Origin of the sequence: Streptantibioticus parmotrematis (assembly GCF_019890615.1) — a bacterium.
GTDB lineage: Bacteria > Actinomycetota > Actinomycetes > Streptomycetales > Streptomycetaceae > Streptantibioticus_D > Streptantibioticus_D parmotrematis.
The window spans coordinates 35800-48419 of sequence record NZ_JAINVZ010000008.1 but is presented as its reverse complement, the minus strand read 5'-3'; the positions used below and the strand labels follow the sequence as shown (position 1 = coordinate 48419).

Genomic DNA, 12620 nt, shown 5'->3' with positions numbered 1-12620 from the left:
TCCTGTGAGACCTCATGCCCTTCCTGTGGGCCGTTTCGCCCAACGGGGCCATAATGAAAGCGGAGATGTGACGATGTGCGCGACCGTGAGGATGTGGCGGTGGCGACGCAACCCGCTCAGGCGCCGCTCCGATGTGATGGAAGCCTGGGTCGGCCTGGCGGTGGGCGTCGTGATGGTCCTCGGTGCGCCGATGGCCGGATGGGCGGCGTCCGACAGCATGCGGGCGTCCCTGGACGCGCAGAACGCAGGCCGCCACGCGGCTTCCGCCGTCCTCGTCGCGAACGCGCCCTCCGCGGTGTCGACCGGCAGCGACAGCGGCACCAACACGGCCGTGGTGCAGGCCCCCGCCCGGTGGACCGGTCCGGACGGGTCCGGGCACACCGGGAGCGTGCCGGTCACGCCCGGCGCCAGGTCCGGGACCACCACCCCGGTCTGGCTCGACGCCCACGGCCGCCTCACCGACGCTCCGCTGAGCCCTTCGCAGACCGCCGTGCAGGCCGACCTGATCGGTGCGGGCGCGGCGGGCGGCTTCTGCCTGCTGACGCTGGCCGGTCAGCGCTCGGTACGGGCGCAGCTGGACCGCCACAGGGCGTCGCAGTGGGAGCGCGAGTGGGCCAAGGTGGGCCCGCAGTGGAGCAGCGGTCACCGCGCCTGACCACTCGCGCTCCCGACGTCTCACACGTCAGCCGGTGACGCTGGCCGAGCCGGTCTCGATGTGGCCGGTGAGCCGCCTCGACCAGGCCGGGTCGATGTCGACGGTCACGGTGAAGTCGTACCAGCCGCCTGTGTACGCGACCGCGTTGAAGTAGTCGGACACCGTCTCGCCCGCCGGGACCTTGTACGTCCAGGGGCCGTCGGAGCGGTAGTTGGCCGAGGTGACGGTGAACGTGGCCGTGGTGGAGCCGGTGTTCGCCATCGCGAGCCACAGCGCCTGCTTGCCGGTGTTGGGCGCGTTGGCGTAGGTCGGGGTGACCTCGACGTTGCTGCCGGGCGTGGTGGAGTTGCCGGCGAAGCGCCGCAGGAAGCGGTTGGGCCCGACGAGCGTCAGGTCGTAGGCGCCGTTGCCGTAGCCCGTGCCGATGTTGAAGAAGTCGCTGGCGGTGCCGCCCGCGTCCACCGTGTACTGCCAGGGGCCGCCGCTGCGGTAGGCGTTGGCGTAGATCGCGAAGTGGGCCGCCTTGGTCGCCGGTGCGCCCTGGTTGGCCATGTCGATCCAGATCAGCGTCTTGCCACCGCTGTCGAACTCGAGTCGGTCCACGTGGCCGTTGGGTTGGTACGGCAGGGCGCGGGCGGGCTTGGTGCCGGGCTCCTGCGTGGGCAGCGCGTTGGTGGTGGGCGACGGGTTGACCATGACGTTGCACAGCGACTGGCCGATCACCGTGCTGGTGGACGGCAGCGAGGGCAACCCGTTGACGGGCGAGGTGAAGTCGAACGCGCCGGTCAGGTCGGAGCAGACCTTGCGGCGCCAGGCGCTGATGCTGTTGCACACCGCCGGGGTGCCGATCGCGGCGGTCCACTTCTCGATGAACTGGATGACCGAGGTGTGGTCGGAGACCTGGGAGTCGACCCAGCCGCCGCGGCTCCACGGCGAGATGACCACCATCGGCACTCGGAAGCCCAGGCCGATCGGCTGGCTGTCGTAGGACTCGTCGGCGGTGCCGGACGGCGGGACGGGCGGCGGCACGTGGTCGAAGAAGCCGTCGTTCTCGTCGTAGTTCAGGAAGACCACGGTGGAATTGAAGGTGTCCGCGTCGGCGGCGAGCGCCTGGAGCACCAGGTTGACGAAGTGCGCGCCGTCACCGGGGGGCGCGTCGGGGTGCTCGGAGAACGCCTGGTTGGCCACGACCCAGGAGACCTGCGGCAGGGTGCCGGCGAGCGCGTCGGCCTTGATGGCGGCGGCGATGTCGTCCGGGGTCGAGCCGGTGGTGGCGGGCACCGACGCCATGCCGCGGTCGTACAGCGGGTTGCCGGACTTGGCGTTGGCGAACTGGGTGAAGTACGCCAGGCCGTTGTCGCCGAAGTTGTCCGAGGCGTTCTGGTAGACCTTCCAGCTCACTCCTGCGTTCTGCAGCGCCTCGGCGTAGGTCTGCCAGGTCAGCCCGGACTCGTCGCCGCCGTCGTAGGCCGGGCCGCCCGCGGTGCCGCCCGGGTCGATCATGCCGCCCCACAGGTAGGTGCGGTTGGGGCCGGTGGCGCTGATGATCGAGCAGTGGTACGCGTCGCAGACGGTGTAGGCGTCGGCGAGCGCGTAGTGGAACGGGATGTCGCTGCGGTTGAGGAATCCCATCGTGCGGTTGGATCCCTTGGCGGAGATCCAGTCGTCCATCTTGCCGCCGTTCCACGCCGAGTGCTGGGTGGCCCAGCCGTGGTCGAGCGAGCCGTCGCACTGGGCGAGGGTCTCCGGCGAGACGACGACCGAGTTGTTGGCGCTGAGCTGCCAGGGGTACTGCCGTCCCGAGCCGTTGGGCTGGTTGAAGACCGAGGCGCCGCCGGAGAGCGTGATGGTGGCCCGGTCGCCGAAGCCGCGCACTCCCTTCAGCGACCCGAAGTAGTGGTCGAAGCTGCGGTTCTCCTGCATGAGGACCACGACGTGCCGGACGTCCTTGATCGTGCCCGTGGTGTTCGCGGCGGCCGCGACCGCGGGCTGCGCGGCGGCGGCACGGCCCGCGGAGGCCATGACGGTTCCGGCGGCGGCGCCCGCGGACAGCGCCACGAAACCTCTCCGGCTTATACCTGACATGCGATCAGTTCCTTCTGATTCGGGCGGAATGCCCAGATGAGTGGGGGTGGCGCCCGGTCGGCGCGACAAACGAGGGCAGGGTTTCGCCCGCAGGCCAACTCCACACCTGCGGGCGGCGAACAACGGGCGACCGGGAACCGAACGACCCTTACCCATGTGGTGAACCGGACGATGTGCGACCGCGGTGAAGGTTCGGTGCGCGAGGTCCACGACGCACACGGAGGCCCGACTTCCGGGCAGGGCGAAGCCCCGATCTCCTTACCAGAGACGGGAGTTGGCGCGGCGCGTGACTACTTCAGCAGGCGCGACATGCGGCGGTCCGCCAGTGGCTTGCCGCCGGTCTGGCAGGTCGGGCAGTACTGGAGCGACGAGTCGCGGTACGACACCTCGCGCACGGTGTCACCGCAGACCGGGCACGGCAGGCCGGTACGGCCGTGCACCCGCATCCCGGTCCGCTTCTCCGCCTTGAGCCCCGCCGCGGCGACCCCGCGGGAGCGCTCGACCGCGTCGCGCAACGTGGTGCCCAGTGCCTCGTACAGCTCGGTCACCTCGGCTTCGCTCAGCGAGGCGGCGAGTTTGAACGGTGACATCCGCGCGACGTGCAGCACCTCGTCGGAGTAGGCGTTGCCGACGCCCGCGATGACGCTCTGGTCGCGCAGCACGCCCTTGATCTGGCGGCGTTCACCGGACAGCAGCGCCGCGAAGGCGTCCCGGGTGAATTCCGGGCCGAGCGGGTCGGGGCCGAGCCGGGCGATGCCGGAAACCTGCTCGGGGTCGGTGACGCAGTAGACGGCGAGCCGCTTCTGGGTGCCGGCCTCGGTCAGGTCGAAGCCGCCTCCCGGCGGGTCGGCGAGCCGCACCCGCAGCGCCAGCGGCCCCTTGCCCGGGCGCGGTGGGGCCTCGGGAACGGTGTCGTGCCAGCGCAGCCAGCCGGCCCGGGCGAGGTGGAAGACCAGATGGATCCCGTCGACGTCGATGTCGACGAACTTGCCGTGCCGGGTCACCCCGGTGACGGTCAGCCCTTCGAGCGCGGTCGGCGGCGGGTCGTAGGTCTTGAGCACGTGGAAGGCGACAGGCAGCACCTTCGCCACGGCGTGCCCGGTCAGCCGTTCCGCGAGGAACGCGCTCAGGCTCTCGACCTCCGGGAGTTCCGGCATGCGACCAGTGTGCCGCAGCGGCCCGTCGGCCGCCCGCGCCGCGGCCGCCTCCCGAGTGGCGGGGACGGGCCGGGTCCGGGAGGGTGGGAGGCGGTAGCCGACCACGCCCGTCCGCCCGCGGATGCGCGGCGGACCTTCGCCATGGAGGCGAGTCATGCCCGAGGTCACAGCCCCTTACGCCCCCGGAACACCCTGCTGGGTGGACCTGATGGTGCCCGATCAGCAGGCCGCGCTGGACTTCTACCGGGACCTGTTCGGCTGGGCGGGGGAGGTGGGATCGCCGGAGATGGGCGGCTATTCGGTGTGCACCCTGCACGACAAGCCGGTGGCCGGTATCGGCAAGGCGCAGCCCATGGACGACATGCCCGCGCCGCCCACCGTGTGGACCACCTACCTGGCCACCGAGGACGCCGACGCGACGGTGCGCGCGGTCACCGACAACGGCGGCACGGTACTGACCGGGCCGCACGAGATGACCGGGATCGGCAAGATGGCGGTCATCAGCGATCCCACCGGCGCGGTCGTCGGCATCTGGCAGCAGCTGGGCTTCATAGGCGCCGGAGTCGTCAACGAGCCGAGCACGGTGGTGTGGAACGAGCTGAACACCACCGACACCGCCGCGGCCGCCGCGTTCCTGCCCAACGCGCTGGGTGTCACGGCCGCCCCGTTCAAGGACGCGCCCGGGTACTTCGCGCTCAACGTGGGCGGGCGCTCGGTGGGCGGCATGCAGGCGCTGGGCGAGGCGGTACCGGCGGGCACGCCGCCGCACTGGCTGACCTACTTCTCGGTGGACGACACCGACTCCACGGTGGACGCGCTGGTGCGGGCGGGCGGCACGGTGCTGCAACCGCCGTTCGACATGATGGCCGGCCGGATGGCCGTGGTGACCGACCCGCAGGGCGCCGTCTTCGCGGTCATCGCCACGCCGCCGTCCGCCTGACGGGCCCGGCCCTGAAAGGGACCCATGCCGGGGCGGGTGGCGACGCACACCGCCCCGGCACAGGCGACACCCATAAATTGGCCTGGACCAATGGCGGGCGTCAAGGGGCTTCGACACCAAGGTTCGGTCAACTCACCGTCGTCCGTGGCAGGTTGGTCCGGCGTCGGCGCCGCGCCGACGAGTGGGCCGGCCCCCGCGCCGCACCGGCGGACGTCCCGGCCGAGCCCGACGGCGGGCCGGTTGGCCAGACAACTTTCCGTGACGCTCCGTGACCGCCGCCGGGTGGCGGACCCCATGAGGCCGGGCGGCGGACGCCGTGGGTCAGAGGGCGGGGCGCCGCGAAAGCGAGCTGGCAGCGGCCGAGTTGTGCACGGCGAAGGCGATGGTGCCCGGCAGATAGCGGTCCTCGGCCCACTCCACCGGGGACCCGGCCGGGTCCGTGCTGCGTCGGCGCTCCCGTAGCAGCGCGTCGCCGACCCGGCAGCCGAGCAGCCGGGAGTCGTCCTCGTCGGCGCCGGTCACGTCGATGGTGTGGTGGGCGTCGGTGATCACCACCCCGCGCTCCTCCATCGGCACCGTGTGCGAGACGGCCGCCGGGTCGCAGGCCGCCACGATCTCGCCGACCCGCTCGGGGTAGACGGTGCGTTCGACCATCACCGGGACCGCGGACAACGTGCGCACCCGCAGCACCCGGTAGACGTGGTCGCCCGCCTCCAGGCGCAGTTGCTCGCGTTCGACCTCGTCGGCCGGGACGCGCGCGATGTCGACCACCCGCCCGCCGGGCTCCTCGCCGATCGAGCGCGCCCAGCGGGTGAAGCTCAGCGACTCGCGAAAGGTGGGCACCCGGGCGGTGCCCAGGACCACCCGGCGGGTGCCGCGCCGGGAGGTGACCAGGCCGTCGGCGCGCAGGACCGACAGCGCCTGGCGGATGGTGCCGCGGGAGACCCCGTACGCCTCGGCGAGCGCGCTCTCGGCCGGCAGCCTGCCGCCCGACCCGTAGGCACCGTCCGTGATGGCGTGCCTGAGGTCGGCAGCCACCTGCCGGTACATGGCCTGCCGTGCGTCCGCCACGTTCGCTCCTGTCAGCCGTCTGCGGTGTCCGTAATGCGTACTCCTATCAGCGCGAACGCGAGCGTAGGGCATCGACGGGGAAGCAAAATCCGGGCGATCGGCCTTGTTCCCGCCTCCGTTGTCGTTTCTCGGCCCATCGTTCACCTATTCGTCACCCACGTCGTCCGTACTTGTCACCAGCCGAAGTTGGAGTTGTACAGCCAACCTTGGGAATCACCCTCAGCTCCTCACCACCCCCAGGAGATCCCCCGTGATCGTGTCCCGTCCCCGGGTCATAGGCGTCGCCGGCATCCTCGCCGTCTCGGCGCTCACGCTCAGCGCCTGCGGCGCCGCGCCCACCACGAGCACGTCGGCGAACGGCAAGAGCGCCGCGAACGCCACCTCCGCCGCCGAGTTCGGCGGCATGAACGCGCTGATCGCCGCGGCCAAGAAGGAGGGCACGCTCAACGCCATCGCGCTGCCCCGCGACTGGGCCAACTACGGTGCGGTCATCGACGGGTTCACCAAGAAGTACGGCATCAAGGTCCAGGACGAGAACCCCGAGGGATCGAGCCAGGACGAGATCAACGCGATCACCAGCAGAAAGGGCCAGAACAGAGCCCCGGACGTGGTGGACCTGGGCAGCTCCTTCGCCATCAGCGGCGCCCAGCAGGGCCTGTTCGCGCCGTACGAGGTCGCGCAGTTCGGCTCCATCCCGGCCGTGCAGAAGGACGCGAACGGCGACTGGTACAACGACTACGGCGGCTACATCTCCATCGGCTGCGACGCCAAGCGCATCAAGGACTGCCCGAAGAACTTCTCCGACCTGCTCAAGCCGGAGTACAAGAACGACGTGGCGCTCAACGGCGACCCGACGAAGGCGGGTGCGGCCTTCGGCGCGGTGTACGCGGCGGCGCTGGCCAACGGCGGCTCGTTCGACAACATCCAGCCGGGCATCGACTTCTTCGCCAAGCTGAAGAAGGCGGGCAACTTCAACCCGGTGCAGGCGACCCCGGCGACCATCCAGAAGGGCGAGACCCCGATCACGGTCGACTGGGACTACCTCAACGCCGGTTACGCCGACCAGTTCAAGGGCAAGGGCGTCGACTGGCAGGTCAACATCCCGACGGACGGCACCTACGCGCAGTACTACTCGCAGGCCATCAACGCGGACGCGCCGCACCCGGCCGCCGCGCGGCTGTGGGAGGAGTACCTCTACAGCGCCCAGGGCCAGAACCTCTTCCTCGCCGGCTACGCCCGCCCGGCGCTGATGGACGCCATGCAGGAGAACGGCTCCCTCAACGTCCAGTCCGCGGGCAAGCTCCCGCCGGTCAGCGGCTCCCCGGCGTTCCCGAGCACGGACCAGCAGAACAAGGCCAAGCAGGTCGTCACCGAGAAGTGGGCGCAGGCCGTTTCGTGATGACTCCCAAGCTCACCACGCGGTCGGGCGGCGGCTTCCTGGCCGCCGTCCCGCTGCTGCTGTTCATGGCGGTGGCCTTCGGGCTGCCCGCCGTGGCCATCCTGACCGGCGCGTTCACCACGAGTGCCAACGCGCCGGGCGGCGTCCACGCGACGCTGAGCAACCTCACCGACTCGGTGCACGGCGCCTACCTGACGGCGCTGCTCGGCAGCGTGAAGCTGTCGGCCCTCTCGGCCCTGATCGCCACCGTCCTCGGTGTGCCGCTGGCGCAGGCCGTGGTGACCTCGCGACGGCAGGGCCTGCGCGACGCGGTGATGTCCGCCTCGGGCGTGCTGGCCAACTTCGGCGGCGTCCCGCTGGCGTTCGCCTTCGTCGCCACCCTCGGCAACGCCGGTGTGCTCACCACCCACCTGGGCCTCGCCGACCACGGCTGGAGTCTGTACAGCTTCTGGGGCCTGGTGCTGGTCTACCTGTACTTCCTGCTGCCGCTGATGGTGCTGACCATCGCGCCGGCGCTGGAGGGGCTGCGGGCCGGGTGGCGGGAGGCCGCGCAGAACAACGGCGCGACCACCCTGAAGTACTGGCTGCACGTGGCGCTTCCGGTGCTCGCCCCGTCGCTGCTCGGCGGCTACGTGCTGCTGTTCGGCAGCGCGTTCGCGGCGTACGCGACCGCCGCCGCGATGGTCGGCGCCTCCGTGCCGCTGGTCACGTTGCAGATCGCCAACGCGCTGTCGGGCAACGTGCTGGTGGGGCAGGGCAACGTCGCGCTCGCCCTGAGCCTGGACATGGTGGTGGTCGCCGGACTGGTGATGGCCGTCTACATCCCGTTGCAGCGAAGGAGCGCCCGATGGCTCGACTGACCTCCCGCTCCCCCCGCTGGTGGCGGGGGGTGGTGGGCGTGCTGGCCGGTCTGTACTTCCTGGTGCCGATGGCCGCCTCGATCCTGTTCACCGTCAACGTGCCGGGGCAGGGCTTCTCGCTGTCCGCGTACACCGGGATCCTGAGCGCCTCCGGGTTCGGCCAGAGCCTGCTGCTCAGCCTGGAGCTGGCGGCGGCGACCATCGTGGTGGTGCTCGGGCTGCTGGTGCCGGCCGTGCTCGCGGTGCGGCTGTCCGCGCCGAAGCTGCGGCCGGTGCTGGAGATCGTGTGCTCGCTGCCGCTGGTCATCCCCTCGGTGGCGCTGGTCGCCGGGTACAGCGACGTCCTGCAGTGGGGGCCGCAGTACCTGTCGCGCACCCCGCTGTTCGAGACGTTCGTGGCGGTGCAGAACCCCGGCTTCCCGGTGGTGCTGGTGCTCGGCTACTCGGTGATGGCGCTGCCGCTGGCGTACCGCGCACTGGACGCGGGGATGCGCGCGGTGAACGTGCGCACCCTGATGGAGGCGGCGCGCAGCTGCGGCGCGAGCCGGTGGCGCGCGGTGTTCCAGGCGGTGCTGCCCAACCTGCGCGGTGCGCTGCTGAACGCGGCGTTCCTCACCCTCGCGCTGGTGCTGGGCGAGTACACGATGGGCAACCTGCTGGGCTTTCGCACCTTCGCGGTGTGGATCGTCGCCATCGGTGGCGAGCAGGCCCAACTGTCGGTCGCCGTCTCGGTGTTGAGCCTGCTGATCACCTGGGCGCTGCTGCTGGTGCTCGCCTTCGCGGGCCGCGCCCGTTCCCGTACTTCCCGCCGGAGCGCCGTTTCGGTCGCCCCGGCGCTCATTCCGCAGGAGTCGGCATGACCGTCGAATTCCGTTCGCTGCACAAGGCGTTCGGCGCCACCAAGGCGCTGGACGGCCTGGACCTGACCGCACACCAGGGCGAGTTGCTGGCCCTGCTGGGGCCGTCCGGCTGCGGCAAGACCACCGCCCTGCGGATGCTCGCGGGATTCGAGCACCCGGACTCCGGACAGATCCTGGTGGACGGCGAGGACATCAGCGGCATTCCGGCGCACCGCAGGGACGCGGGCATGGTCTTCCAGTCCTACAGCCTCTTCCCGCACCTGTCGGCCGCGGAGAACGTGGCGTTCGGCCTGCGCATGCGCAAGGTGGGCGCGGCCGAACGCCGCAAGCGCGCCGCGGAGTTGCTGTCGCTGGTCGGCCTGCCGCAGCACGCGGACCGCTACCCGCACCAGATGTCCGGCGGGCAGCAGCAGCGGGTGGCGCTCGCCCGCGCGCTGGCGATGCGGCCGAAGGTGCTGCTGCTGGACGAGCCGCTGTCCGCGCTGGACGCCAAGGTCCGGGTGACGCTGCGCGAGGAGATCCGAAGGCTCCAGCAGGAGTTGCGGATCACCACCGTGTTCGTCACGCACGACCAGGAGGAGGCGCTGTCCACCGCCGACCGGGTCGCCGTGATGCGCGACGGACGGCTGGAGCAGTGCGCCTCCCCCGCCGAGCTGTACGACAGTCCGGCGACCGCCTTCGTCGCCGAGTTCGTCGGCACGATGAACCGGCTGCCGGGCCGGGTGGCCGCGGACGGCACGGTTCAGGTGCTGGGGCAGCGTCTGCCGGTACGCGGCGGCGCGCACGCGACCGGAACGGTGGACGTACTGGTGCGGCCGGAGGCCGTCGAGGTCCACGCCGACGAGCACGGCGCGGCGCGGATCATGGCCGCCGCCTTCCACGGCGCCGTGACCCGGGTGACGGTCGCGCTGCCGGACGGCACGTCCGTCAAGGTCGACGTCTCCAGCCACCGGGCGGGCGGCCTGGCCGCCGGTGCGGCGGCCACCGTGCGGCTGCCGGAGCGCCCGGTCCTGGTGGACCCGGTCGCGGGCGGTGCCGGTTCCGCCTCGGCGGCGCTCGCCGGGAGCGTTTCCGGGCAGGGCGCGGAAGGCGGACTCGCCGGATGACGCGGGAAGCGGTCGGCCCGGGGGCGGGGGGCCTGCAGGCGGTGCTGTTCGACATGGACGGCACCCTGGTGGACACCGAGGGCGTGTGGTGGCAGGCGGTCGCGGAGACCGCCGCCCGCCTCGGCCACGAACTGGGCGACGCGGACGTGCCCGAGGTCCTCGGCCAGCCGGTGGCGCACAGCGCCCGGCACCTGGCCGCGGTGACCGGAACGGATCGTGAACTCGCCGATCTGGAAAGCGAGTTGGACGGGCGCTTCGCCGAGCTGGTGGCCCGCGAGGTGCGCCCCCGGCCGGGCGCGGTCCGGTTGCTGGACGCGCTGGGCGCCGAGGGGGTCACCACCGCGTTGGTCTCCGCCTCGCCGCGGCGCGTGGTGGACCTGGTGCTGGACGTCCTCGGGCCCGGGCGGTTCGCGCTGTCGGTGTCCGCGGACGACACGCCGCGCAGCAAGCCCGCGCCGGACCCCTACCTGGCGGCGGCGCGGCTGCTCGGGGCGGACCCGCGCCGCTGCGTCGCGGTGGAGGACACCCCGACCGGGGTCGCCTCCGCGCAGGCGGCCGGGTGCCCGGTGCTGGTGGTGCCCTCGCTGGTGCCGATCGAGGAGGCGCCGGGCCGTACCGTGCTGACCAGCCTGGAACAGGCCGGGCCGGGGCTGCTGCGTTCCCTGGTCGGGGCCCCGGCGGTCTGAGACGCCGCGGCGGCCCCCGGTCGCCGCGACCTGAAGGTGCCGTGGGGCCCGGCGAGCTGTCCGCCGGTGCCCTGCGGCCCTTCCGTCCGCGCCGCCGGAGGCGAAGACTGGAGAGGTCCGGCGTTGGGGCGGTCCGGCCGGCGGATCTGGTTGCCACCCCTGTGACCCGGGGAGGCTGCTGAGGTGTCCACTCTTGTGAAGCTGACCCGTCCCCGGACCTGGTCGCCGTCGGTGCGGCGCAGGCAGGGCATGCGGCCGCCGGTCCGGCCCTCCGGCCACCGGCGGATGTCCCTGGCCTCGCCGTGGTGGCGCGGGCTGGTCGCCGCCGTCAGCGGCGCGCTGCCCTTCCTGACCTTTCCCACGCCCGACCTGTGGTGGTTCGCGTACTTCGCGCTGGTGCCGTTGCTGCTGCTGATCCGGTCGGCACCGACCGCTCGGCGCGCGGTGCTGGACGGCTGGCTGGGCGGCTTCGGGTTCCTGTTCGCCGTGCACCACTGGCTGCTGCCGAGCCTGAACGTGTTCATCGTGGTGCTGGCCGCGTTGCTGGGCCTGCTGTGGGCGCCGTGGGGCTGGCTGGTGTGGCGGCTGCTGGGCGGCTCCCCCGGGCGCGGCGCGCTGCTCGCCGCGCTGGTGCTGGTGCCGTCCGGCTGGCTGATGGCGGAGCTGGTGCGCTCCTGGCAGTACCTCGGCGGCCCCTGGGGACTGCTGGGGGCCAGCCAGTGGGAGGTGCCGCCCGCGCTGCGGCTGGCCTCGGTGGGCGGGGTGTGGCTGCTGAGCTTCCTGGTGGTGGCGGTCAACACCGCGGTGGCCGAGCTGGTCTTCTCACGCGCCGCCCGGCTGCTGGCGGCCGGGGCGCTGGCGCTGGTCGCGGTCGGGGTGACGGCCGCGTGGTTCTGGGTGCCGACGCCGCCGCGCACCGGGAGCGTGCGGGTCGCGGTGGTCCAGCCCGGCGTCATCAACGGCCCGATGGACCGCTTCGACCGCAGCGCGCAGCTGACCGCCCAGCTCGCCGGACGCCGTCCCGACCTGGTGGTGTGGGGCGAGAGCAGTGTCGGCTTCGACCTGTCGGCCCGGCCGGACCTGACCGCGCGGCTGGCCGCGCTCTCCCGGCAGGTGGGCGCGGACGTGCTGGTCAACGTGGACGCCCAGCGGGCGGACGGCAAGGGCATCTACAAGACGTCGGTGCTGATCGGCCCGAACGGCCCGACCGGGCCGACGTACGACAAGATGCGGCTGGTGCCGTTCGGCGAGTACATCCCGTTCCGCTCGGTGCTGGGCTGGGCCACGAAGGTCGGCAAGGCCGCCGCCGTCAACCGGCACCGCGGCACGCATCAGGTGCTGATGAACGTCGGCAAGGTGCGGATCGGCCCGCTGATCTGCTTCGAGACCGCCTTCCCCGACATGACCCGCCACCTGGCCGACATGGGCGCCCAGGTCCTGGTGGCGCAGTCGTCGACCTCGACGTTCCAGCACACCTGGGCACCGGCCCAGCACGCCTCGCTCGCGGCGCTGCGGGCGGCCGAGACCTGGCGGCCGATGGTGCACGCCACCCTCACCGGTGAGAGCGCGGTGTTCGACGCGAGCGGCAAGCAGGTCGGCCCCCGCATGGGCACGAACACCAGCGGCGAGCACCTGTACACCGTTCCGCTGTCCGGCGGCCGCAGCCCCTACGACCGGCTCGGCGCCTGGGTGCCGGAGCTGGCGGTGGGATCGCTGGTGGTGGGCGCGGTCTACGAGGGCGCGCTGCGGATGCGCGGACGGCGGAGCAACGGGACGACGGTCAGGGAGAGTTGAGGCGCGG

General features: G+C 72.1%; 11 protein-coding genes. 8 read left to right on the top strand and 3 right to left on the bottom strand.

The features are described 5' to 3' along the window. Positions 1-73 precede the first annotated feature (73 nt). A complete protein-coding gene (locus tag K7472_RS14065) occupies positions 74-655 on the top strand; it encodes an Rv1733c family protein (protein ID WP_252395587.1) in 582 nt (193 codons plus the stop codon). Positions 656-682: 27 nt separating this feature from the next. On the opposite strand, the gene K7472_RS14060 is transcribed toward K7472_RS14065, so the two are convergent. Further along, the gene (locus K7472_RS14060) at positions 683-2740 is read right to left on the bottom strand and encodes a phosphocholine-specific phospholipase C (protein ID WP_222977754.1); all 2058 of its coding nucleotides are present in this window, start codon (positions 2738-2740) and stop codon (positions 683-685) included. A 290-nt stretch (positions 2741-3030) separates the two neighbouring features. Further along, positions 3031-3897, bottom strand: a complete 867-nt coding sequence (locus K7472_RS14055) for an Fpg/Nei family DNA glycosylase (protein WP_222977751.1) — start codon at positions 3895-3897, stop codon at positions 3031-3033. A gap of 154 nt (positions 3898-4051) precedes the next feature. On the opposite strand from K7472_RS14055, the gene K7472_RS14050 reads away from it, so the two are divergent. Further along, positions 4052-4837: a VOC family protein gene (locus K7472_RS14050; protein ID WP_222977749.1), complete on the top strand. Its 786-nt coding sequence runs from the start codon at positions 4052-4054 to the stop codon at positions 4835-4837. A gap of 321 nt (positions 4838-5158) precedes the next feature. Here K7472_RS14050 and K7472_RS14045 read toward each other — a convergent pair whose 3' ends face one another. Continuing rightward, positions 5159-5908, bottom strand: coding sequence for a GntR family transcriptional regulator (locus tag K7472_RS14045; RefSeq protein WP_308013907.1), 750 nt, complete (start codon positions 5906-5908; stop codon positions 5159-5161). Between the two features lie 250 nt (positions 5909-6158). Here K7472_RS14045 and K7472_RS14040 point away from each other — a divergent pair, with 250 nt between their 5' ends. From K7472_RS14040 to lnt, 6 genes are all read left to right on the top strand, one after another. Next, entirely contained in the window at positions 6159-7307 is a 1149-nt protein-coding gene (locus K7472_RS14040; protein ID WP_222977745.1) for an ABC transporter substrate-binding protein, read from the top strand. Next, entirely contained in the window at positions 7307-8167 is an 861-nt protein-coding gene (locus tag K7472_RS14035; RefSeq protein ID WP_222977743.1) for an ABC transporter permease, read from the top strand. Before K7472_RS14040 ends, K7472_RS14035 begins: the two co-directional genes overlap by 1 nt. Beyond that, on the top strand, positions 8155-9027 hold the full coding sequence (locus K7472_RS14030; protein ID WP_222977741.1) for an ABC transporter permease: 873 nt from the start codon (positions 8155-8157) through the stop codon (positions 9025-9027). Before K7472_RS14035 ends, K7472_RS14030 begins: the two co-directional genes overlap by 13 nt. Continuing rightward, a complete protein-coding gene (locus tag K7472_RS14025; protein ID WP_222977739.1) occupies positions 9024-10133 on the top strand; it encodes an ABC transporter ATP-binding protein in 1110 nt (369 codons plus the stop codon). The genes K7472_RS14030 and K7472_RS14025 overlap by 4 nt, the downstream gene beginning before the upstream one ends. After that, complete coding sequence (locus tag K7472_RS14020; protein WP_222977736.1) at positions 10130-10819, top strand: HAD family hydrolase; 690 nt, start codon at positions 10130-10132, stop codon at positions 10817-10819. Before K7472_RS14025 ends, K7472_RS14020 begins: the two co-directional genes overlap by 4 nt. 249 nt (positions 10820-11068) lie before the next feature. Further along, on the top strand, positions 11069-12613 hold the full coding sequence (lnt, locus tag K7472_RS14015) for an apolipoprotein N-acyltransferase (protein ID WP_222978027.1): 1545 nt from the start codon (positions 11069-11071) through the stop codon (positions 12611-12613). Positions 12614-12620: the final 7 nt, after the last annotated feature.

Bases quoted from the DNA above. Each gene is read 5' to 3' on its own strand.
- K7472_RS14055 (WP_222977751.1), bottom strand. From the start codon at position 3,897: ATGCCGGAACTCCCGGAGGTCGAGAGCCTGAGCGCGTTCCTCGCGGAA.
- K7472_RS14060 (WP_222977754.1), bottom strand. From the start codon at position 2,740: ATGTCAGGTATAAGCCGGAGAGGTTTCGTGGCGCTGTCCGCGGGCGCC.
- K7472_RS14065 (WP_252395587.1), top strand. From the start codon at position 74: ATGTGCGCGACCGTGAGGATGTGGCGGTGGCGACGCAACCCGCTCAGG.
- K7472_RS14035 (WP_222977743.1), top strand. From the start codon at position 7,307: ATGACTCCCAAGCTCACCACGCGGTCGGGCGGCGGCTTCCTGGCCGCC.
- K7472_RS14050 (WP_222977749.1), top strand. From the start codon at position 4,052: ATGCCCGAGGTCACAGCCCCTTACGCCCCCGGAACACCCTGCTGGGTG.
- K7472_RS14030 (WP_222977741.1), top strand. From the start codon at position 8,155: ATGGCTCGACTGACCTCCCGCTCCCCCCGCTGGTGGCGGGGGGTGGTG.
- K7472_RS14020 (WP_222977736.1), top strand. From the start codon at position 10,130: ATGACGCGGGAAGCGGTCGGCCCGGGGGCGGGGGGCCTGCAGGCGGTG.
- lnt (WP_222978027.1), top strand. From the start codon at position 11,069: ATGCGGCCGCCGGTCCGGCCCTCCGGCCACCGGCGGATGTCCCTGGCC.
- K7472_RS14025 (WP_222977739.1), top strand. From the start codon at position 9,024: ATGACCGTCGAATTCCGTTCGCTGCACAAGGCGTTCGGCGCCACCAAG.